Source organism: Paenibacillus sp. Root52 (genome assembly GCF_001426865.1).
Lineage (GTDB): Bacteria > Bacillota > Bacilli > Paenibacillales > Paenibacillaceae > Paenibacillus.
The window spans coordinates 52,397-73,884 of sequence record NZ_LMFO01000010.1 but is presented as its reverse complement, the minus strand read 5'-3'; the positions used below and the strand labels follow the sequence as shown (position 1 = coordinate 73,884).

The window sequence follows — 21,488 nt, the reverse complement described above, 5'->3', positions numbered from 1 at the left end:
ATAATATTCGAACAAAGAAGGCTCCACTCGTGCAGATGCATCTGCCGAGTGGAGCCTTTACTCCTATGCTAAGTAACCCCTCTGTACGCTTCATCGGACTCTTCCGTTGATGATGTATGTTCGTAGATCCCGTAGCACATTGGCTCGATTGAATGCATCGAGAATCACCAGGCTCACTGGGCCGATGATCAAACCAAGCACGCCGAATAGCTTCAACCCTACAAACATGCCCACTAGTGTGGCAAGAGGGTCTAGGCCTACACTACTAGCTAATACTTTGGGTTCAATAATCTGCCGTGCAACCAGCACGATCAGATAGATAACCGATATCCCAATTCCCAGGTACAGATCCCCATTCATAATGAGATAAGCTGCCCACGGAACCATAACTAATCCAACACCGAGATATGGCAACAGATCAACAAGCCCGATAAGAAGTGCAATCGTGAAGGCAGACTTAACCTGCAAAATAAGTAATCCAATCATCACAAACACAGCGGTAATGGAGATCATGATGAGTTGTGCTCTTGCATAACCAAACAGAGCCTTTTTTAGGTCATTCCATATGTCAGTGATCGGTTTGCGGATGGAGGAAGGTACCCAGCCAGATACAGTGATGCTATGACGGGTCCAACTTTTGCTAATAAAGAATGTGGAGAGAAGCACAACGATTAGCACTGCACCCATATTAGGCAGGGAAGTGAGTAGATTTAGAATCACGTTGAAGAATCCAGTCACAAGATCCGTAACCGCCGTTCCGACCGTCTCCGTTGTTTTGCTGATGTTGCTATTGATCGTTTCCTGATAATTCGGATTTTCTTTGTAAAATTCATTAATCTGTGTAATCAGACTTTGGATCGTATCATTCTCCGTCCAGCGGATAAAAACAGCCTTTATTTCATCAACATGGAGATCGAAACTTGTCGTTAATGAAATGACCTCTTTCACCATGCGAGTTACAGCAGCGGATAACACGAGTGCGATAGCTCCGAAATACACGATCAACGATAGAGTGACAGCGAGCCAGCGTGGGAATCGTGCTTTATGCTGAAGCAGTTTCACAAGAGGATTCATGGCATAAGCGATGATCCAGGCAATTGCAAAAGGGTACAATAGGGGAAACAGCAGATAAATGGCCACTGCGATGAGAATCGTCGCAATAATTACCCATAATCCGCGCAGTAGGCGCTTCAATATAATTCTGTCCAAACCTCACGTCTCCTTATCTAATAATTCGTTCAGTTCCATGAAGGTATCTAATTAATATAGAGCAAATAGGACATTTTGAAACGCTGATTTCGTGAAAATGCATGAGATTTGTATTCTTTAGCCTAGAGTATGCCAGAGGGCAGGGGATAATAGCAATAAAAAGAAGAAGTTGAATATAGGACTACGTTAAAACTATATATGTAGAATAAAATGTCAACCTTGTTTGTGTAAAGGCTTTCAAAAATGCTTTATCAGGTCGATAAATATGTTTGATGTGCAAAACAGCTTCCGTCATGTTCACATAAACGACAAAATCCAGTATGATTATATAAGTAATTATCGATTGACAGATAATAAACCCGAATTTTTACTTCTTTACTATTTTATGAAATGTAAATGTTTACAACACCAGGAATGCTTATGGAAAGCTTCATTATGCTAGTGTTTTTTGATTTCGTTTAATAAAGGAGAGAGTAATATGACAGCTACCAAAGGTCTGGAAGGCATCGTTGCAACAACCTCCTCGATCAGCTCTATTGTAGACGGTGTTCTTACATACCGTGGATACAATATTGATGATTTGGCAGAGCATGCAAGCTTTGAAGAAGTTGCTTATTTGCTGTGGTTTGGTAAATTGCCGAACGCAGATGAATTGAAATCCCTTCGTAAAAGCTTAAGCGATTACGCGCCGATCCCAAGTGATCTGGTTGCACAAATCAAATTGTATCCCAAAAACATGAGCACGATGGCAGCTCTGCGTTCTGCCATTTCTGCCCTAGGATTATATGACGAGCAGGCTGACGAAATGACGGCTGAAGCGAACGAGAACAAAGCGGTTAAATTGCAGGCTCAATTGCCAACAATTGTTGCAGCTATCGCTCGTATTCGTGAGGGTAAAGAACCTGTAGCACCAAAAGAAGGCGCTTCCATTGCCGAAAACTTTTTATATATGTTGACTGGTGAAGAACCGTCGGAGACAGCAGTAAAAGCCTTGGATCAAGCGCTCGTATTACATGCGGATCACGAGTTGAATGCTTCCACTTTTGCAGCGCGTGTAACTGTTGCAACGTTGTCCGATATTTATTCCGGCGTCACTTCCGCTATCGGGGCGTTGAAGGGGCCGCTACATGGCGGTGCTAACGAAGCTGTAATGAAGATGTTGAATGAGATTGGCACACCTGACCGCCTTGAAGCAGCAATTCAGGAAAAACTGAATAACCGTGAGAAAATCATGGGCTTTGGACACCGTGTGTACAAAAATGGCGACCCACGTGCGAAACATCTGCAGAAGATGTCCAAAGAACTGGGCGACATGAATAATGATACACGTCTCTATGATATGTCTGTGAAGATTGAAGAATTGGTTACAGGACAAAAAGGTCTGAAGCCAAACGTAGACTTCTACTCTGCGTCTGTCTATACACAGCTAGGCATCGAGCACGAGTTATTCACACCAATTTTCGCAATTAGCCGGGTATCCGGTTGGACTGCTCACATTCTGGAGCAGCTCGCAGATAACCGCATTATTCGTCCTCGTGCTGAATACACTGGACCAACAGAACAGAAGTACATTTCAGTCGAGCTTCGCTAATTACGTCAAAACCAGTATAATAATGAAGGATGGGGCGAAGGGTGGATTCGATTGACGAGAGTCAGTTGAAGACGAAAGACCCTTCCCTCGATTAGACAAGCGGTATGAATCATACCCAAACTCATACAACGATCAAGGAGGAATTGTAACTATGAAATTAGAAAAATTCGCTCATCCAACTGAAGGAGAAAAAATCCAGATCGATAATGGTGCACTGCAGGTTCCTAACAACCCGATCATTCCGTTCATCGAAGGTGACGGTACAGGTCGCGATATCTGGAAAGCTTCCAAGCGTGTATTGGATGCAGCAGTTGAAAAAGCATATGATGGCAGCAAAAAAATCGCTTGGTACGAAGTATTTGCTGGTGAAAAAGCATTTAATACATACGGGGAGTGGTTGCCGAACGATACGCTCGAAGCGATTCGTGAGTACATCGTAGCAATCAAAGGACCTCTGACTACACCAATCGGTGGTGGTATTCGTTCCCTGAACGTAGCACTTCGTCAAGAGCTTGATTTGTACACATGCCTGCGTCCAGTACGTTATTTTGACGGCGTACCTTCCCCGGTTAAACGTCCTGAATTGGTTGATATGGTTATTTTCCGTGAAAATACAGAAGATATTTATGCGGGTATCGAGTATGCAGAAGGTTCCGATGAAGTGAAAAAAGTTATCCAATTCCTGCAACAGGAAATGGGCGCTAACAAAATCCGCTTCCCTGAAACTTCCGGTATTGGTATCAAGCCAGTTTCTTCCGAAGGTTCCAAACGTTTGGTTCGTGCAGCAGTACAATATGCAATCGATCACAACCGTAAGAGCGTTACGTTGGTACACAAAGGTAATATCATGAAATTTACTGAAGGTGCCTTCAAAAACTGGGGATACGAAGTGGCTGAAGATGAGTTCGGTGACAAAGTATTCACTTGGGCTCAATACGATATCATCAAAGATAAAGATGGTACAGATGCTGCCAATGCAGCACAAAAAGCAGCTGAAGATGCTGGCAAAATCATCGTAAAAGATGCAATTGCTGATATCGCTCTGCAACAAGTATTGACTCGTCCAGGCGAATTCGATGTTATTGCAACATTGAACCTGAACGGTGACTATCTGTCCGATGCACTTGCAGCGCAAGTGGGCGGAATCGGTATCGCTCCAGGAGCTAACATTAACTATGTAACAGGACATGCTATCTTCGAAGCTACACACGGTACTGCACCTAAATATGCTGACAAAGATGTCGTGAACCCTGGTTCCGTAATCCTGTCCGGCGTAATGTTGCTTGAGCACCTGGGCTGGCAAGAAGCGGCTAACCTCATCTACAAAGGTATGGAAACATCCATTAACAATAAAACAGTAACGTACGACTTCGCTCGTCTGATGGACGGTGCAACTGAAGTGAAATGTTCTGAATTCGCTGATCAAATCATTAAAAACCTGTAAGGGGAGATGTGAATCGTGACTATTCAGCGCAAAAAAATCACAGTAGTCGGTGCCGGTTTTACCGGTGCTACGACTGCACTGATGCTTGCCCAAAAGGAACTCGGGGATGTCGTTCTAGTAGACATTCCTCAACTGGAGAACCCGACAAAAGGTAAAGCACTCGATATGCTGGAGGCAAGTCCTGTTCAAGGCTTCGATAGTCATATCGTCGGAACTTCCAACTATGAAGATGCTGCAGGTTCGGAGATTGTTATTATTACGGCTGGAATTGCCCGTAAACCGGGAATGAGCCGTGATGATCTGGTCAATACGAATGCGGGAATCGTGAAGTCCGTCTGTGAAAATGTGAAAAAATATTGCCCTGATTCAATCGTCATTATTCTGAGCAACCCGGTAGATGCAATGACTTATGCAGCGTATAAAACTCTTGGTTTTCCCAAAAATCGCGTAATTGGTCAGTCGGGCGTACTCGACACTGCCCGTTATTGTACATTCATCGCTCAAGAATTGAACGTATCTGTTGAAGATGTTCGTGGATTCGTTCTTGGTGGTCACGGAGATGATATGGTACCTCTTGTTCGATATTCGAGCGTTGGCGGCATTCCGATAGATACGTTAATTCCAGCAGATCGGATTGAAGCGATCGTACAGCGTACACGCGTTGGCGGTGGTGAGATCGTGAACCTGCTTGGTAACGGTAGTGCGTATTATGCTCCAGCAGCTTCCCTCGTGCAAATGACGGAAGCCATCTTGAAGGACAAGAAACGTATCATTCCTGTCATTGCTTATCTTGAAGGTGAATACGGTTATAACGATCTGTTCCTAGGCGTGCCGACGATTCTAGGTGGCGACGGGATCGAGAAAATATTTGAATTAGATCTGACTGCTGAGGAAAAAGCAGGGCTGGATAAATCTGCTGAGTCCGTTCGAAATGTCATTTCTGTTGTGAATATTTAAGTTTGAAAAGATTTTGAACAAGAACATGGAGAAAACCCCCGAAAAACCGGGGGTTTTCTTTCTTTTGGATAAGTTCCCCAGTATAATGGTATGTGATGTATAGCACACTGAAATCAATTGAGGAGGATGGAAATTTTGGGAATGATTATGTATCTGCTTCATATTGTTGGAGCACTGTCGTTAGGCTTCTATCTGATTCTGCCGTTCGTAGTCGGTAGGATCCGTAAGCTGAATGTAGCAGCGCAAGAGGGCGCATTCACATCACTTCGATCCTTGAATCGTATCGCTCAGTATGGACTGATTATTCAGCTTCTCACTGGGGGTTACCTGATGACAAAAGGGGAGTATTCTCACCTGTGGATGGGTATAGTGGTTGTCTTGTTGCTTGCAATGGCTGCCATCGGTGGAATTATGGGTAAACCGCTTCGTCTGGCTGCAGAAGGTGTGAAGAGCAACCGTGATGTAAGTCCAGAACAGGGCAAGATTCGTATGTTTAGTACGCTACTGGCTGTGTTCCTACTCATTATGGTTTATCTCATGGTAGATAGTAGTCTGTTTTTGTAATTTGAGAACGACAAGAGTTATTATACGTAATGCGTTCTAACCTGATTCTAAGCCTTTATCGATTGTGCCAGTAATAACGATGGGACAAGCTGAGCTGGGGTAGTGTTAGGTGCACATACAAACCAAGATACAACCAAAACAGACAGCCCTCAGACTGTCTGTTTTTTTATTTATGCTATTCACGAGATCAGATGTATTTAACTATTGATGATGTACGAACTTAAAGATGCGCTCCAGAATTGAGCTGTGCAAGTAAAGCTTATTTGATCTAGAAACTAGTTAGTTTAACTTAGCTAAGTGAATTAAGCGAGACTGGCGCTGTAGGCAAAAACAGCATTCCGCCCATTCCGCTTCGACTCATATAATGCACGATCTGCATCCCGCAGCAACGACTCTAATGAATCTTCTTCCCCGCTGTACTGTGCAACCCCAAAGCTTGATGTGAGCGAGATCAGAACACCCTCAACCTCAAGTGGGTCGTTGAACAACGCCATTCGTATCTGTTCAGCAAGTTGCTCGCCATCCTGAAGGGAAGCCCCAGGCATAGCAATTACGAATTCTTCGCCACCATATCTGGCAAATAGTATTTCGGAGTTCAGATAACGGTTACATACCGTGACAACATGAATAATTGCTTTATCACCAACATCATGACCGTAGGTATCATTAATGCGTTTGAAATGATCGATATCAAATAAGATAAAAGCTGCCGGCCGAAAAGTTAGCTTGGCATCATTCAAAATTTCCTTGCCTTTGTTCAGGAACTGAGTTCGGTTATAGATTTTGGTGAGCCCATCAAAATATGCCATTTGTTTGAGCTGCTCCTGGAGAAAACGTTGTTCAGTAATATCGATGAGCATAATTAAAATCCCGACGACCTGAGCACCTTTATTGAAGACATATGATGTTCTAACCTGATAACATACGGTATGCCCCTCTAATTGCCAGTACAAGTCGGTCTGCAGTCCTTCTCTACCATACTCCACAGGAAACGTTTCTCCCGCTAGGCTAAGCCAGATATCGTCCCACTTTTTCCCGATCATACTTACTTCAAGCTCAGGCAACATGAGACACATGGCTTTATTGTAATCTACAAGACGATTGGAACTATCGAGCACAAGTACACCCTCACGCATGCTCTCAAAAATGCTGTCTTTGGCAATAGGTACTATTGTAAGCAGCCGTGAGGATAGTATTGCCCAGATATACATGGCTGATGTAATACACATCAGCACAGGAACGGGATCTAATCCACCTGGCGTAAGTCCCAGCAGATAAACAAAGGCGGCGACCATTGGAATAAGCTGTGAGGTGATTAGCGTGAGCAATTGTCTGCGATACATTTTTTTCGTATGTTTCCATTGACCAATGAGAATGAGACAGGCGCATAATAGACACGAGAAGGTAAACGCTCCTTGTACGACGTACCACTGACCTATGGAGATATCCATAAGGGGGACTGCCGCATCTGTTCTAAGCCATACCTGTTTGTAGAATAAATGGTGATAATCGTTGGTGGCTACCATGAAGAGCGTGATGGAAGGGATAATAAACATGGCAATAGTCGCTTTACGAGATAGTGTTTTCCCCGTGTATTGAATCATAAGGAGCAGGCCAAGTGAAGCGGAGAAAGGCATACCCATATACTGAACGACTGTCCAAAATTTCATCTGTTCCAGTGTATTGCTGGCTAGTTGTATTGCATACCCGAAGGTATAAACGCAAAGGGCTGCCGTATAGAGCATGAATATTTTGGAACTGGGAATTTCGGCTCTTCTAAAATAAGAATATAAACACAAAAAGACATTCAAAACGGCTGAAGTCGCTACAAGTGTTATATATGAATCAATACTCGATCCCATGGTCTGGTCTCCAAATCGTTATGATATCTAAAACTTATCTGTATACTGTACATTCTACATCAGCCAAAGCGGCATAGGAATACAAATTACGATTTGAAACAGGGCTTTTTTGAAAAATTATCGAACTTTATGACCGAATAGTTTGTTAAACGATGAAAATAATCGAAATACATAAAATAACATTCGAGTTGTTCTTATTCCATGCGATTTACTTGTTTAATTCAGAAGAGCAGTGGTAAGTAAGTTTAGAGACAACATTGTTGGAGGTTGTCAGGAAGAAGATTCAAGATCAGAATAATCTGTCCTGTTCATGCCATCCTACACAGTGAGACGAGAATCAATATCCAATTCAGTAATGAGAGGAGAATGCTTCATGTCAGCACAAACACAAACCCAAAAAACAATGCCAGCCCAACATCAGGATCAGCAACCTGGAATCGAATCAGAGATGAATCCTAGACCGGAGTTTGAGAAACCTGAGTATAAAGCAGCCGGAAAATTGTTAGATAAAGTGGCGTTAATCACGGGTGGAGATAGCGGTATTGGACGAGCTGTAGCCGTTACTTATGCAAAAGAAGGTGCCGATGTCGCGATTGTCTATCTGAACGAGCATCAGGATGCCGAGGAGACGAAACGACAAGTTGAGCAAGAAGGAAGAAAATGCATTTTGATCGCGGGTGATATCGGTGATAATCAATTTGCCAAAAAATCCGTGCAACAGACGATTGAGCAACTAGGTAAGCTTGATATTGTTGTGAACAACGCTGCTGAACAGCACCCACAGCAACAATTAGAGGATATTACACCGGAGCAATTGGAGCGCACGTTCCGCACCAATATATTCGGAATGTTTTATATCACTCAGGCGGCATTGCCACATCTTAAACAAGGCAGTACCATTATCAACACGACATCGATTACAGCCTACCGAGGCAATCCATCCTTGATCGATTACTCATCGACCAAAGGTGCAATTACGTCGTTTACACGTTCTTTGTCTATGAACGTTGTGGAGAAGGGGATTCGAGTCAACGCCGTAGCTCCTGGCCCGATCTGGACACCACTTATCCCATCAACATTTGATGAGAAGAAGGTAAGTGAATTTGGATCAACTCAGCCGATGAAGCGCCCAGGACAGCCTGACGAGTTAGCCCCTGCCTATGTGTATCTGGCTTCAGATGATTCCTCTTACGTGAGTGGTCAGGTTATGCATGTGAATGGCGGCGAAGTAGTGAACGGCTAAAGAAACCTCAACCTTAGATGAATGTAGATATGACGTCCCGTTTCCAGTCTAGCTGGTCGGGACGTCTATTTAATATTTACTTACAAAAAGATTGAGAATCGATAGAGAATTTACATAGAACAACATCAGACCGAATAATCACATGATATTTTATCTAGATATCTATTCTAAATGTAGGATGTTCCCTTTGATCTATGGCAGGACGTCAATAACTATGAGTGAAGGCGATCACAGGAATCTGCAAAATGTTAACCTATATTAATGCTCATATTGTCGAAAGAAATCTGTGATAAGATAGACAAACAGATATTCGACAGGGGGAACCAACCGTGAAAATTAGTAAACAAAATGCATCACATTATATATGGGGAAATCATTGCGATGGATGGCACTTGCTACAGAACGAAGGATTGAGCATCATCCATGAGCGAATGCCAGCGGGAACGGTTGAGATTAGACATTATCACTCGGTTAGCCGACAATTTTTTTTCATTTTAAGTGGCATAGGCTATATGGAACTCCAAGGTGAGGAATTCGAACTTGCAACGCATGAGGGAATAGAGATTCCTCCAGGCGAACCTCATCAGATGCAGAATCGAAGTGCAGCGGATGTTGAATTCCTGGTCATCTCTCTGCCCAGTACACGCGGAGATCGTATCGAGTTAATTTAGAGGGCGCCCCGTTTAAGAGCCCAGAGGTCAATTTGCATGGATAACGAACGGAAGTATAATCGAGTACACGTACCTGAAGATGTGCATTTGATAAATTAACAATAAAGGAAGAGATTGATGAGACCATTTCGAGTTCGGCTCTCCATCATCATGATGGTTCTAATTGGTGTATCCGTTATTGTAGCGGGATATACAATGGGCAGAGTGTTTAAGACAACACATACCACAGCTTTGGAACAAACGATGGTGCGTGAAATTAATCTGTTAAAAGCAACATTTCCGTTTCATGATGCAAGCGATCCGACATCTCCAGAGACTAGACAATATTATTCTGCGCGTGCGCTTGAACTTGATCGGCTGACAGATTCGCGAGTAACCTTTATCAATAGAGATGGGACAGTCATCGGCGATTCGGAAAGCGATCCTGCCAATATGGATAACCATCTGGAACGTGAAGAAATTAAGGGAGCCATTGGCGATGGCTATGGTCAGGCAATACGATATAGTGAGACGTTAGGACAGGACATGCTCTATGTTGCACTTCCTGTCAATTCAGATCAGAGTGACATGGTTGAAGTACCTGGAGGTAAATTCGACGGTTATATACGTCTATCTATGAGCCTAGCGGCTGTAGATCAAGGACTCCAGCGTGGCTGGGTAATTACATTCACCGCACTTGGATTGTTATTTCTCATCGTAGCACTCGTAAGTTATCGTGTGGCACGCAGTTTAACCTCGCCAATTGAGCATATCATCAAGGTCGCTCATCGAATAACCAAATTAGAATATGACGCTAGGGTGGATGTCACACGCCGAGACGAGATTGGTCAGTTGGGGCTTGCGATTAACGGGATGGCCGATAGTCTTCAGACCCAGCTCAAAACGATCCGTGATAATGAGGCGTTGCTGCAAAGCGTACTTGCCAATATGACAGGCGGCATTGTCATGGTAGACGCAGGGCAGTCGATTGCATTGGTGAATCGAGAAGCAGAACGGATGCTGGGCATTCAGGCTGCGCGAGTTACAGGTAGACCTTATGTAGAATTAAAAAAACACTATGAGCTAACACGCTCCATTGAGGAGAGTGTTGCACTACAAGAACGAATGCATGAGGAAGTAAGTGTATTTAATCCAGAGGAACGATTGATTCGGATTGATGGCGTGCCAATGACTGAAGACGATGGTGGTTACCGCGGGATGTTATTCCTTCTTCAGGATGTGACAGCAATTCGTAGGCTGGAGTCAATGCGAAGTGAGTTCGTAGCCAATGTATCCCATGAGCTGAAAACTCCTGTAGCAGCGGTTAAAGGTTTTGCTGAAACGTTGTTAAGTGGTGGTGTGCAGGATAAGGAAACGGAACGTTCATTCCTGAAAATCATCTATGATGAAGGGGATCGACTGAACCGACTAATCGGAGATATCCTGGAACTGTCCAAAATTGAATCCAAGCGTGCTCCTTTGCAATGTTCACCTGTTCACGTTCATTCCTTCTTCGAAATGGTTCTCGGAACACTGTCCACCGTGGCCGAGAAGAAACAGATTCGGATGCAGATGGTTGTGCCAGAGGAACTCTATATCGAGGCAGACGAGGATAAGATGAAACAGATCTTTATCAATCTATTGTCCAATGGCATCAACTACACACCTGAAGGTGGACGCGTGAAACTTCAAGTGACGGTAGAGCGTGAGGATGATGAGGAGCAGGTCGTATTTGCGGTATCAGATACCGGTATAGGCATTCCGAAGAATGATTTGCCAAGGATTTTTGAACGTTTTTACCGTGTAGATAAAGGCAGATCACGTAATTCGGGTGGTACGGGACTTGGTTTGTCTATCGTAAAACACCTTGTTGAACTGCATCACGGTAAACTTTCCGTAGAAAGTGAACTCGGTCTTGGAACAACATTTCGTGTCATTCTTCCGTTAATTCAAGATGAACAAGTATAGGCCTCGGGAAGCGAATTGTAAAAAGGTGTGCTTTTCTTTACACTAAGTTAACAAATAGGTGCTATGATAGGAAATGTGTTGTGGCTATAGAACAATTATAATAGGTGAGAATGTTCTCATAGTTGGTATGTTTGAACGCGCACTATAAGGAGAGAAGGGGTATCATGGCACAGCGTTTGCTTGTAATTGAAGACGAACCTACATTATCAAGATTGCTTACGTATAACCTTACACAGGAAGGCTATGATGTAACAGCGGAGGATCACGGATCATCTGGATATGATCGAGCATTATCCCAGGATTTCGACCTGATATTGCTAGATCTGATGTTGCCAGGAATGAATGGTCTGGACATTCTGAACAAATTGAGAGTTCAAGGTGTAACCACGCCGGTGATCATTCTGACAGCCAAAACCGGTGAAGCTGAGGTTGTACAAGGTCTGAAATCAGGAGCAGATGATTATATCACGAAGCCATTTGGCGTATCGGAATTGCTCGCCAGAGTAGACGCAGTGTTAAGACGATATTCCAACGGTGAGGACTTGCCCCAACCTGAGGACAAAGAAGGCTCCCGAATTGTATTGGGTGAACTGGAGATCTATCCATTGAAGTATGAAGTAACACTTGGTGGACAGTCCATTAGTTTGCGGCCGAAGGAGTTCGAAGTACTTCTCTATCTTGCGAAGAAACCGGGTGTTGTGCTCACTCGCGATGATCTGATGAATGCAGTCTGGGGCTTCGATTATATCGGAGGTCAACGTACAGTCGATGTTCACGTAAGCTCATTGCGGAAAAAGTTAGAGTTAGATCCAGAATCGGTTCACATTGATTCGATTCGTGGTGTAGGTTATAAATTGGTTGTAAAAAGAAAAACTCCCCATCATTCGAGTTAACGATGATTGGGGAGTTTTTTTTACATTGATTTTACATAAAGAATTATTTTCCTTCATGAATGAAGAGTAGCATAAATTCGAATGATTGATACTTTATACCTACATAATGCACCGCAGGATGGAGTTCATACGTAAAGGAGAATGCGCATTTATGCCTATGTTGCTTGAAGCAAGACCACTTGACTTGTCTGAACAGGACAGTCATGTACAAGAGAACATAACCCAGATGAAGGAAGTTCAAAAGCCTGAAAACACACTTCTTAAGCATCCGTTATCGATTCGTGATTATTGCCGAGAAGTTCCGGTTGTACATGTACATACCACTTGTGGGGAAGCGGCTAGTATGTTAAATGCAAATGAGGCCTATCCATGTATCGTAATGTGTGACGAACAGATGAAGCCGCTTGGTTTGTTAATGAGGGAGACGTTGTATCGACTCCTTAATGGACGTTTTGCAGCAGATTTATTTTATCGTAAGGCAGTTCAACATGTCGTGGATTCATTGCCGGTTATTGTGGACGTTTCAGCAGATGCACCAAGCATTATTGATATTGCGTTGAAGCGAGAAGAGCAGCATTTTTATGATTGTATCCTAGTTACGGAAGAGGACAAACTACTAGGCGTCTTAACCGTGCGGGATATGATGTTTCTATCACGGAAGTTGCAGCATCAGGCGAGTGAGGAGCGTATACGAACGATTACCGAATCAAGGCAAGAGATTGCCCGCATTAACGAATCGGTTACAAGTTTAGTCCAGGCTGCGGGACAAGCGGGAGAAGAAGCACAGCGAATTATGCATCTATCTGAGGATGGAGAACGTAGCCTTACACAAGTCGAAATGTCGTATCAGCGGGTCTACCGGCATATGGAGGGGCAGCGTCAGCATACTAATGTAATGTTGGACTCTATTCAAACTGGTGCAGGGATGGCAAGTTCTATCCGTTCCTTGGCAGATCAGAGTGCTTTGCTTGCTATGAATGCTTCTATCGAAGCTGCTCATGCAGGAGAATATGGTCGCGGGTTCCAAGTGGTAGCCGGTGAAATTCGTTTGCTTGCCAAACAGACTCGTGAGGTAGCTGGAAATATGTCGTCTTTGCTTGAAGGTATCGGTGACCTTACGAAACAGACCGTAGAATCGATCCGGGCAAGTGCCGCGGAGATTGATGACAGTTCATCACACGTTACTGCTGGAGAGTTAGCTTTCAGGGAGTTGAACAGCGCTGTTGCAGGAATGTCTCGTGTTGCAGAGGGGATAGCTTCGGAGGGAGAGAGAGCGGCAGATATGGCTTTACATATCCGTACCCAGTTGAAAGAGATGGCTCGCTCCTATTAACCACTTCATCTTACAAAATTTTAAATCTAATTAATGCATATAAAGGCATCCATCGTTGCTATGATTAAACCCTAAGGATCATGGCGAGGAAGATGTCTTTTTACATTCCGTTAACATGAAAGTGATACGGTTTTTACAATGGGAAGGTAGGATGTTAAAGATGGCCAAGAAGCTTGTTCTGATCATAGTGATTGGGCATCAACGTAAAGGGACTAAATTTCCCTGCAGCGAAGGAGAAGTGAGCATCCATGAAAGACCTCATTCACATTGATAAACTTAATTTATACTATGATACGCATCATGCGCTTAAAAATATATCGATGGACTTGCCGGAGCGAACGGTTACTGCGTTTATTGGCCCATCGGGTTGTGGTAAATCCACATTGCTCCGTACATTGAATCGAATGAATGACATGATTCCAGGCGTTCGCGTGGAAGGACAAGTTATGCTGGACGGCTCGGATATCTACAGCAACGAGATCGAAGTTGAAACGTTGCGCAAGCGGGTGGGAATGGTATTCCAGCAGCCGAATCCTTTTCCAAAATCAATCTACGATAACGTAGCTTACGGCCCACGTCTGCATGGGGTAACGCAGAAAGCTGAGCTGGATAAACTGGTGGAGCAAAGTTTAACACATGCTGCCCTGTGGGACGAAGTGAAAGATGTACTCAAAAAGTCAGCACTAAGCCTATCTGGTGGTCAACAGCAACGTCTGTGTATTGCACGTGCACTCGCTGTTCAGCCTGACGTATTACTTATGGACGAAGCAACCTCAGCCCTCGATCCAATCTCTACGCTTAAAATAGAGGAGCTTGTTAAGGAATTGCATAATAAATATACGATTGTTATGGTAACCCATAACATGCATCAGGCCGCGCGGGTATCCGGTCGTACGGTATTTTTCCTGAATGGTGAAGTGGTGGAAGCTGCGGATACCGAGACATTATTCTCCACACCGCAGGATTCCCGAACCGAGGATTATATATCCGGAAGGTTCGGTTAAGTAAGCTGATTGAATGTTCCCGGCATATCCGGAGATGATGGACGAGGGGGATGGAACCTATGATTCAAAGAAAAGAATTTGATCAAGAGCTTGAGGAATTGCGTACATTGCTTCGTGAGATGGGCGAGCACGTAGGAACAGCATTGGATGGTGCTATCGAGAGTCTTCAGACACTAGACGTGGATAAAGCTCAGGTCATCATCAAGAATGATGCAAATCTGAATGCGCTGGAAGACAAAATTATGGAACTTGGTTCCAAGCTCATTATTACACAACAGCCGGTTGCCAAGGATCTACGCCGCATTATCGTTGCATTCAAAATCTCCAGTGATCTTGAGCGCATGGGTGATCTTGCATTGGATGTAGCCAAAGTGACACTTCGTATGGAAGGTCAAGAGTTAATTAAACCTCTTGTTGATATTCCGAGAATGGCTGAAATCGTGAAGGTAATGATCGATGAATCGATTGAATCCTTCCTGAAGGAAAACACGGATCTGGCTTACAAAATGGCTCAGACTGATGATCAGGTTGACCAACTGTACAGCCACATGATCAGTGATCTATACACCTTCATGACAGATCAACCGAACCGGGCTTCACAAGCGATGCTGTTGATGATGGTAGGTCGCTACATTGAGCGTATCGGTGACCACGCAACTAACATTGGCGAGAGCACGGTATATCTGGTGACGGGTAAACGTCCGGATCTGAACCAGTAATTGTAATTTATAAGCATACGATTGGAATTGGGGACTTACATGCACGGAATGAAGGAACTTTCTCAGGACGCCTATCCATATAGGTTGTTCAAGGGAAGTTCCTTTTTTGTTGTTGCAGGTGTGTATGGTATCATGAGAGTAGATATAGAATCTGAAGTGTGACCATATGATACGTGAGGTGCTGGAATGGACAAGTTTATTCTCATAGATGGAAATAGCATTATATATAGGGCGTTTTTTGCAATGCCGCCGTTGACCAATTCAAAAGGATTACATACCAACGCGGTATATGGGTTCACCACAATGCTGTTAAGGCTGCTGGAAGAGCATAAGCCGACACATGTGATGGTGGCATTTGATGCGGGCAAGGTGACTTTCCGTCACGAAGGATATCAGGAGTACAAAGGTGGCCGCGAGAAAACACCACCTGAATTGTCCGAACAATTCCCTTTGCTCAAAGAATTGCTGCGAGGATTCGGCATTGCACAGTTTGAGCTTGAAGGATTCGAAGCGGATGACATCATCGGAACGTTGACCAAACGTGCTGACGAAGCGGGAAGACAGGTACTCGTTGTATCGGGTGACAAGGACATGCTGCAGCTTGCCTCTGACCATGTTCATATCGGGCTAACACGCAAAGGTGTAACGGATATAGAATTGTACGACCCTGCCCAGATTAAGGAGCGTTATGGCTTGACTCCATTGCAGATTATCGACTTGAAAGGTCTGATGGGCGATACCTCTGATAATATTCCAGGCATTCCTGGAGTGGGAGAGAAGACAGCATTAAAGCTGTTGCATCAGTTCGGTACCGTAGAGGATGTACTGAATGGCACAGCCGAGTTGAAAGGTAAAATGAAAGAAAAGATCGAAGCTCACGCTGAAGATGCTCGGATGAGTAAGCAGCTAGCTACGATCCATCGCGAGGTTCCATTGGAGCAGACGTGGGAAGATATGCAGTTTGCCGGCTTGCAGGAAGAAACAGCAGGGCCAGCACTGGCGAAGCTAGAATTCAAGTCATTGCTTGAACGTCTGAACTTCAGTGGCAAGATAGACGCAGTAGAAGCTGTGCCAGCGGCTGAGGTCAATTCTACGATCGCTACAGAGGAAACGATTGAAGACCTATTTGCCTCGCTCGAGACCATTGATGTTATACATGTGGAAACGCACGGTGACAATCCGCATCAGGCGGAATTGGTTGGGATCGCGTTAGGTTCAAGCGAAGAGTACATCTTCTTGTCTCCCGAACTGCTTCAATGGAAGGCAGCTTCTTCTGTAAGAGCATGGCTAGCGAATTCAGACGAGCCTAAGCGAGGATATGATCTACACCGCGTAGATCTTGCACTTCATGCCCACGGCATTGAATTTGCGGGAGCGGCTTTTGACGTGCAGTTGGCTGCATATCTGCTCGACCCTACAGAGTCCAACCAGACGATTAGTGGCTTAACTGCGAAGTACGGGTTACCGTCTTTGGTAGAGGATGATACGGTGATGGGCAAAGGTGCCAAGTATAAAGTGCCTGAGGTGGAAGTGTTGGGTGATTTCCTATGTCGTAAAGCGGCGGCAGTAGCAGCCATTATCCCACTGCAGGAGAAGGCGCTTGAGAGTGATGAGATGAATTCACTGTTCCATGAGCTGGAGATGCCGTTATCACGTATTTTGGCTGATATGGAGAAGCAGGGAATCAAGGCAAATACGGCTGATTTGCAGGCTCTGGGTCATGAATTCGAAGAACAAATTGGTCGATTGATGTCCGAAATTTATCGCCTCTCGGGTACGGAATTTAACCTTAATTCACCGAAACAGTTGGGTGAAATTTTGTTTGATAGACTAGGTCTGCCTGTGGTGAAGAAAACCAAAACGGGTTATTCCACCGATGCGGAAGTGTTGGAGAAACTTGCTCCGTATCATGAGGTAGTCCAGCATATTTTGCAATACCGTCAGTTGGCGAAGCTGCAATCCACTTATGTGGAAGGTTTACTGAAGGAGATTTCACCGCGAGATGGCAAGGTTCATACGTATTATCGTCAGACGATCGCGGCTACTGGGCGCCTGAGCAGTCAATTCCCGAACCTACAGAACATTCCGATCCGGATGGAGGAAGGTCGTAAGATCCGGAAGGTATTCGTACCTTCGGAGCCTGGTTGGACGATATTGGCTGCAGACTATTCTCAGATCGAATTGCGTGTACTCGCACATATCTCAGATGATGAGCGATTGAAGGAAGCTTTTGTAAATGATATGGATATCCATACGAAGACGGCCTCTGACGTATTTGGGGTGAAGGCTGAAGAAGTGGATAGTGATATGCGTCGATCAGCTAAGGCGGTAAATTTCGGAATCGTGTATGGCATAAGCGACTACGGCTTATCCCAGAACTTGAACATAACGCGTAAAGAGGCAGCGCAGTTTATTGATCAATACTTCGAAGTATTCCAAGGCGTACGTCGGTATATGGATGATATTGTGAAGGAAGCGCGTAAGGATGGATATGTCAAAACGTTGTTGGAGCGTCGTCGTTACCTCCCTGAAATTAACGCAAGCAACTTCAACATACGTTCCTTTGCCGAACGTACAGCGATGAATACACCAATTCAAGGAACAGCGGCAGACATTATTAAGCTTGCTATGGTGCAGATGGATGAGGCGCTGCGTGAGCGTAACTTGAACAGCCGTATGCTGCTTCAGGTACACGATGAGCTTGTATTCGAAGTGCCGGCAGATGAATTGGAAACGATGAAGGAGCTTGTGCCAGCTGTCATGGAAAAAGCGTTAGAGCTGTCTGTGCCGCTCAAAGCAGAAGTTAGCTACGGGGAGAACTGGTACGAAGCGAAATAATAGATAATGGTAGTATGGAAAGTAGTGGGGGCTACCGATATTTTACAATTGGTTTCTCCCATGCTTTTGACACAAGAAAGGGTCCCGCTGAGCCTTATCTTCCGTTATAATATAGGGGAGGTGAGAACATCATGCCGGAATTACCGGAAGTCGAAACAGTCAGAAGAACATTGAATCAACTTATCGTAGGTAAGACCATTGATCGAGTTACCGTTAGTTTGCCGCGTATTATTCAGCGGCCGGACGATATAGATGCTTTTGCATTAGAACTCGCGGGACATACAGTTATCGGTGTGGAGCGCAGAGGTAAGTTTTTACGTATTTTGCTGGACGGGCTGGTGCTTGTCTCTCATCTTCGGATGGAAGGGCGCTATGGTGTGTATCAGCAACACGAAGAGGTAGAGAAACATACTCATGTGATCTTTCACTTTACCGACGGAACTGAATTACGTTATAAGGATGTACGTCAGTTTGGCACGATGCATCTGTTCAATGCAGGAGAGGAGCTTGTCTCCAAACCTTTGTTGAAGTTAGGTTTAGAACCGCTTGATCCGGCGTTTACAGTTGCTGCCTTTCGCGATGCCGTCGGCAAACGGACAACCAAGATTAAGGCTGTATTATTGAATCAGGCATATGTCGTCGGGATTGGGAATATATATGTGGACGAGGCTCTGTTCCGCGCAGGTATTCATCCGGAGACGATCGCCAATACATTGTCTGAGGCTCAGCTGACGGTATTGCATGAAGCGATTGTGTCGACATTGCAGGATGCAGTCAATGCAGGTGGCTCGTCGATTAAGTCTTATGTGAATGGTCAAGGTGAGATGGGCATGTTCCAGCATCAATTGAAAATTTATGGACGCAAAGCCGAGCCTTGCCATACTTGTGGGACATTAATTGAGAAAAGTGTGGTGGGTGGCAGGGGCACACATTACTGCCCGAAATGCCAGCCGATACTGTAGTTGCGTCGCTATGCTGCGCCTGAAGTACACATTACTTTTTGAACGATCTTTTAAACTGAAGCACCCTTGGATTCCTCCCTCCATATACTGATATGGCAGAAATAAGCGGGCGTATACCCATACTGACATCTGTCGGTTGGAATGGATCCGCACAGGGGAGGAATCCGGGGTGCTGCATCATTTTGTTTCATTACTGGCGCTTGCTTTGGCGCTTAGTTTAGATGGTTTTGGAGTCGGGATTACATATGGGCTGCGCAAAACCAAGATTCCGTTGCTATCCATTGCTGTTATCTCTATTTGTTCGGGATTAGTAATCGCCTTGTCTATGCAGGTAGGGGTGCTGCTATCCCATGTAGTTTCGCCGAATGTAGCATCCGAAGTTGGGGCTGTGATATTGATTGCGATTGGTGGATGGTCACTATTCCAGCTTATACGCAAGCAGAGTAAGGAAAGAGCGGAAACGGATGAAGGTACAGTGGAAACTTCGGCAAGCGAGCATGTAGAGAGTAGAGCCAACGGAACAATAGCCTTAACGGAGCAAGAGGTAACTTCCAAAGGGAAAAACCAGGTTCTCGCATTGGAACTGGAGCAATCAGCTTCAGGTGGATCTGTGGAGCGGATGGTCTTCACCTTAGAACTTCGAAAATTAGGTGTCGTCATTCAAATACTCCGAAGTCCCTCCAAGGCAGACATGGACAATTCGGGAAGCATCTCGACTCAAGAAGCGATGTGGCTGGGTATTGCACTATCACTGGATGCATTCGGTGCAGGGCTTGGAGCTGCGCTACTCGGATTTCCAACGCTGTGGACAGCACTTGTCATTGCATTGTTCAGTGGAGCATTTCTGTCACTCGGGATGAAGGTTGGACTTCGTTTTGCTGCGCTGCAATGGATGCGTCGATTGTCCGTGTTGCCAGCACTGTTATTAATGTTTATGGGAATAATGAAGCTGTTGTGAGGTGAAATGATGAATATTGGCTTAACCGGCGGAATCGCCACAGGAAAGAGCAGTGTTTCCGCCCTTCTTGCCAGTAAAGGAGCACTGCTCATTGATGCAGACGTTATTGCCCGGGAGGTCATGATGCCCGGGCATCCTGTTTTGGCTGCCGCTGTACAGCGGTTCGGACAAGCCATTCTTCATGAAGACGGGACGTTGGATCGGAAGAAGCTAGGCAGTATTGTTTTCCAGCATCCAGAGGAGCGTAAAGCGCTTGAGGCTATTACCCATCCGGCGATTCGCCGAGAGATGAGAGAACGAGCGGCCGCATATGAGCAGGCGCACCCGGATAAGCTTGTGGTATCGGATATTCCTTTATTGTACGAGTCGGGTCTGGAAAAAGGGTTCGATGAAGTCGTCGTTGTATACGTACCTAGAGCGATACAGAGAGAACGATTGATGAGCCGGGATGGGTTGACTGGTGAGCAGGCTGACGCCCGGATTGCGGCTCAGATGGACATCGAGCAGAAAAAGCAGCTTGCTGATATCGTTATCGATAACAGTGGAGCATGGCACGATACAGAGCAGCAAGTCATCTCTTTCCTGCAAGGTAAGGGATTAATATGAAATGGCTACGTAAGAAACGGGTACTGCTGTTGATGTTTGTTTCCTTCGTTCTAGTGCTGTTTTTGAATACGAACTGGATGGCTTGGTTCTACCCGATTCATTATAAGGAAGAGATTCGGGCACAATCCTATAGCTATGAAGTAGACCCGTTTCTAATTGCTTCAATTATTAAGGTAGAGACTAACTTCAAAACAAGCTTGGAATCCAAGCGTGGCGCCATCGGACTTATGCAACTCATGCCGGATACGGCCAATTGGATTATGGAGCAGGCCAAAATCCCGGGTACGTCATTAGAAGAACTGAAGCATAAGCCTGAGAGGAACATTCAGCTTGGTACTTGGTACCTGAAGAACTTGTCCGATCAGTTTGATGGCAATGAGGCGGTCATGATTGCTGCGTACAATGCGGGACCAGGTAAGGTTAGTAGCTGGCTCCGAGATGGCGTGTGGGATGGGTCATTTGATACAGTCAAGGACATTCCTTTTGGAGAAACCCGGCACTATGTACAACGTGTCATTTATTATTATAATCAATATGTTAAAATCTATAATACGTTCTAGTTCGGATATATCGTGTGATGCTGTAGCTAGATGCAGATAAGTGTGAAAATGTATGGTTCTCATGCACGGTACAAGAGTCGGTTATAATAGTAGAAGCACAGAGCAGACCGGTTGTTCACCGGTCGCC

The 21,488-nt window shown here is 44.9% G+C and carries 18 protein-coding genes; 16 read left to right on the top strand and 2 right to left on the bottom strand.

The annotated features are described in order from the left end of the window. Positions 1 to 90: 90 nt before the first annotated feature. Positions 91 to 1,209 carry a sporulation integral membrane protein YtvI gene (gene ytvI / locus ASD24_RS11060; protein ID WP_056695466.1) on the bottom strand — a complete coding sequence of 373 codons (1,119 nt, stop codon included), beginning with the start codon at positions 1,207 to 1,209 and terminating at the stop codon, positions 91 to 93. A 478-nt stretch (positions 1,210 to 1,687) separates the two neighbouring features. Here ytvI and citZ point away from each other — a divergent pair, with 478 nt between their 5' ends. The 4 genes from citZ to ASD24_RS11040 all read left to right on the top strand — a co-directional run bounded on the left by citZ (position 1,688) and on the right by ASD24_RS11040 (position 5,765). After that, positions 1,688 to 2,800, top strand: coding sequence for a citrate synthase (gene citZ, locus ASD24_RS11055; RefSeq protein WP_056695464.1), 1,113 nt, complete (start codon positions 1,688 to 1,690; stop codon positions 2,798 to 2,800). Positions 2,801 to 2,951: 151 nt separating this feature from the next. Further along, complete coding sequence (gene icd, locus ASD24_RS11050) at positions 2,952 to 4,244, top strand: NADP-dependent isocitrate dehydrogenase (protein ID WP_056695462.1); 1,293 nt, start codon at positions 2,952 to 2,954, stop codon at positions 4,242 to 4,244. Positions 4,245 to 4,259: 15 nt separating this feature from the next. Further along, complete coding sequence (gene mdh, locus ASD24_RS11045; protein WP_056695460.1) at positions 4,260 to 5,201, top strand: malate dehydrogenase; 942 nt, start codon at positions 4,260 to 4,262, stop codon at positions 5,199 to 5,201. A 135-nt stretch (positions 5,202 to 5,336) separates the two neighbouring features. Continuing rightward, positions 5,337 to 5,765, top strand: coding sequence for a hypothetical protein (locus ASD24_RS11040; RefSeq protein WP_156395425.1), 429 nt, complete (start codon positions 5,337 to 5,339; stop codon positions 5,763 to 5,765). Positions 5,766 to 6,067: 302 nt separating this feature from the next. Here the strand turns inward: ASD24_RS11040 and ASD24_RS11035 are convergent, their stop codons facing one another. Continuing rightward, complete coding sequence (locus ASD24_RS11035) at positions 6,068 to 7,627, bottom strand: histidine kinase N-terminal 7TM domain-containing diguanylate cyclase (RefSeq protein WP_056695457.1); 1,560 nt, start codon at positions 7,625 to 7,627, stop codon at positions 6,068 to 6,070. A gap of 373 nt (positions 7,628 to 8,000) precedes the next feature. Between ASD24_RS11035 and ASD24_RS11030 the strand changes: the two genes are divergently transcribed. The 12 genes from ASD24_RS11030 (at position 8,001) to ASD24_RS10975 (ending at position 21,361) form a co-directional block, all read left to right on the top strand. Beyond that, positions 8,001 to 8,870: an SDR family oxidoreductase gene (locus tag ASD24_RS11030; protein WP_056695455.1), complete on the top strand. Its 870-nt coding sequence runs from the start codon at positions 8,001 to 8,003 to the stop codon at positions 8,868 to 8,870. A 329-nt stretch (positions 8,871 to 9,199) separates the two neighbouring features. Beyond that, positions 9,200 to 9,541 carry a cupin domain-containing protein gene (locus ASD24_RS11025; protein WP_056695452.1) on the top strand — a complete coding sequence of 114 codons (342 nt, stop codon included), beginning with the start codon at positions 9,200 to 9,202 and terminating at the stop codon, positions 9,539 to 9,541. Positions 9,542 to 9,658: 117 nt separating this feature from the next. Then, positions 9,659 to 11,488: a two-component system histidine kinase PnpS gene (gene pnpS, locus ASD24_RS11020; RefSeq protein ID WP_056695450.1), complete on the top strand. Its 1,830-nt coding sequence runs from the start codon at positions 9,659 to 9,661 to the stop codon at positions 11,486 to 11,488. A gap of 164 nt (positions 11,489 to 11,652) precedes the next feature. Beyond that, positions 11,653 to 12,381, top strand: coding sequence for a response regulator transcription factor (locus ASD24_RS11015; RefSeq protein ID WP_056695447.1), 729 nt, complete (start codon positions 11,653 to 11,655; stop codon positions 12,379 to 12,381). Between the two features lie 151 nt (positions 12,382 to 12,532). After that, entirely contained in the window at positions 12,533 to 13,714 is a 1,182-nt protein-coding gene (locus tag ASD24_RS11010; protein WP_056695445.1) for a methyl-accepting chemotaxis protein, read from the top strand. Positions 13,715 to 13,962: 248 nt separating this feature from the next. Further along, on the top strand, positions 13,963 to 14,718 hold the full coding sequence (gene pstB / locus ASD24_RS11005) for a phosphate ABC transporter ATP-binding protein PstB (RefSeq protein ID WP_056695443.1): 756 nt from the start codon (positions 13,963 to 13,965) through the stop codon (positions 14,716 to 14,718). Positions 14,719 to 14,777: 59 nt separating this feature from the next. Continuing rightward, positions 14,778 to 15,437 (top strand): phosphate signaling complex protein PhoU, encoded by a 660-nt coding sequence (phoU, locus tag ASD24_RS11000; RefSeq protein WP_056695441.1) that lies wholly within the window; start codon positions 14,778 to 14,780, stop codon positions 15,435 to 15,437. 186 nt (positions 15,438 to 15,623) lie between these two features. Beyond that, positions 15,624 to 18,275 (top strand): DNA polymerase I, encoded by a 2,652-nt coding sequence (gene polA, locus ASD24_RS10995; protein WP_056695439.1) that lies wholly within the window; start codon positions 15,624 to 15,626, stop codon positions 18,273 to 18,275. A 131-nt stretch (positions 18,276 to 18,406) separates the two neighbouring features. Further along, positions 18,407 to 19,237 carry a DNA-formamidopyrimidine glycosylase gene (gene mutM, locus ASD24_RS10990; protein WP_056695437.1) on the top strand — a complete coding sequence of 277 codons (831 nt, stop codon included), beginning with the start codon at positions 18,407 to 18,409 and terminating at the stop codon, positions 19,235 to 19,237. Between the two features lie 169 nt (positions 19,238 to 19,406). Beyond that, entirely contained in the window at positions 19,407 to 20,195 is a 789-nt protein-coding gene (locus ASD24_RS10985) for an MntP/YtaF family protein (protein WP_056695436.1), read from the top strand. Positions 20,196 to 20,204: 9 nt separating this feature from the next. After that, positions 20,205 to 20,801 (top strand): dephospho-CoA kinase, encoded by a 597-nt coding sequence (gene coaE / locus ASD24_RS10980; RefSeq protein ID WP_056695434.1) that lies wholly within the window; start codon positions 20,205 to 20,207, stop codon positions 20,799 to 20,801. Continuing rightward, positions 20,798 to 21,361 carry a lytic transglycosylase domain-containing protein gene (locus ASD24_RS10975; RefSeq protein ID WP_056695432.1) on the top strand — a complete coding sequence of 188 codons (564 nt, stop codon included), beginning with the start codon at positions 20,798 to 20,800 and terminating at the stop codon, positions 21,359 to 21,361. The genes coaE and ASD24_RS10975 overlap by 4 nt, the downstream gene beginning before the upstream one ends. Positions 21,362 to 21,488 lie beyond the last annotated feature (127 nt).

Bases quoted from the DNA above. Each gene is read 5' to 3' on its own strand.
- phoU (WP_056695441.1), top strand. From the start codon at position 14,778: ATGATTCAAAGAAAAGAATTTGATCAAGAGCTTGAGGAATTGCGTACA.
- icd (WP_056695462.1), top strand. From the start codon at position 2,952: ATGAAATTAGAAAAATTCGCTCATCCAACTGAAGGAGAAAAAATCCAG.
- ASD24_RS11030 (WP_056695455.1), top strand. From the start codon at position 8,001: ATGTCAGCACAAACACAAACCCAAAAAACAATGCCAGCCCAACATCAG.
- mutM (WP_056695437.1), top strand. From the start codon at position 18,407: ATGCCGGAATTACCGGAAGTCGAAACAGTCAGAAGAACATTGAATCAA.
- citZ (WP_056695464.1), top strand. From the start codon at position 1,688: ATGACAGCTACCAAAGGTCTGGAAGGCATCGTTGCAACAACCTCCTCG.
- polA (WP_056695439.1), top strand. From the start codon at position 15,624: ATGGACAAGTTTATTCTCATAGATGGAAATAGCATTATATATAGGGCG.
- ASD24_RS11015 (WP_056695447.1), top strand. From the start codon at position 11,653: ATGGCACAGCGTTTGCTTGTAATTGAAGACGAACCTACATTATCAAGA.
- pnpS (WP_056695450.1), top strand. From the start codon at position 9,659: ATGAGACCATTTCGAGTTCGGCTCTCCATCATCATGATGGTTCTAATT.
- ASD24_RS11010 (WP_056695445.1), top strand. From the start codon at position 12,533: ATGCCTATGTTGCTTGAAGCAAGACCACTTGACTTGTCTGAACAGGAC.
- pstB (WP_056695443.1), top strand. From the start codon at position 13,963: ATGAAAGACCTCATTCACATTGATAAACTTAATTTATACTATGATACG.
- ASD24_RS10975 (WP_056695432.1), top strand. From the start codon at position 20,798: ATGAAATGGCTACGTAAGAAACGGGTACTGCTGTTGATGTTTGTTTCC.
- coaE (WP_056695434.1), top strand. From the start codon at position 20,205: ATGAATATTGGCTTAACCGGCGGAATCGCCACAGGAAAGAGCAGTGTT.
- ASD24_RS11035 (WP_056695457.1), bottom strand. From the start codon at position 7,627: ATGGGATCGAGTATTGATTCATATATAACACTTGTAGCGACTTCAGCC.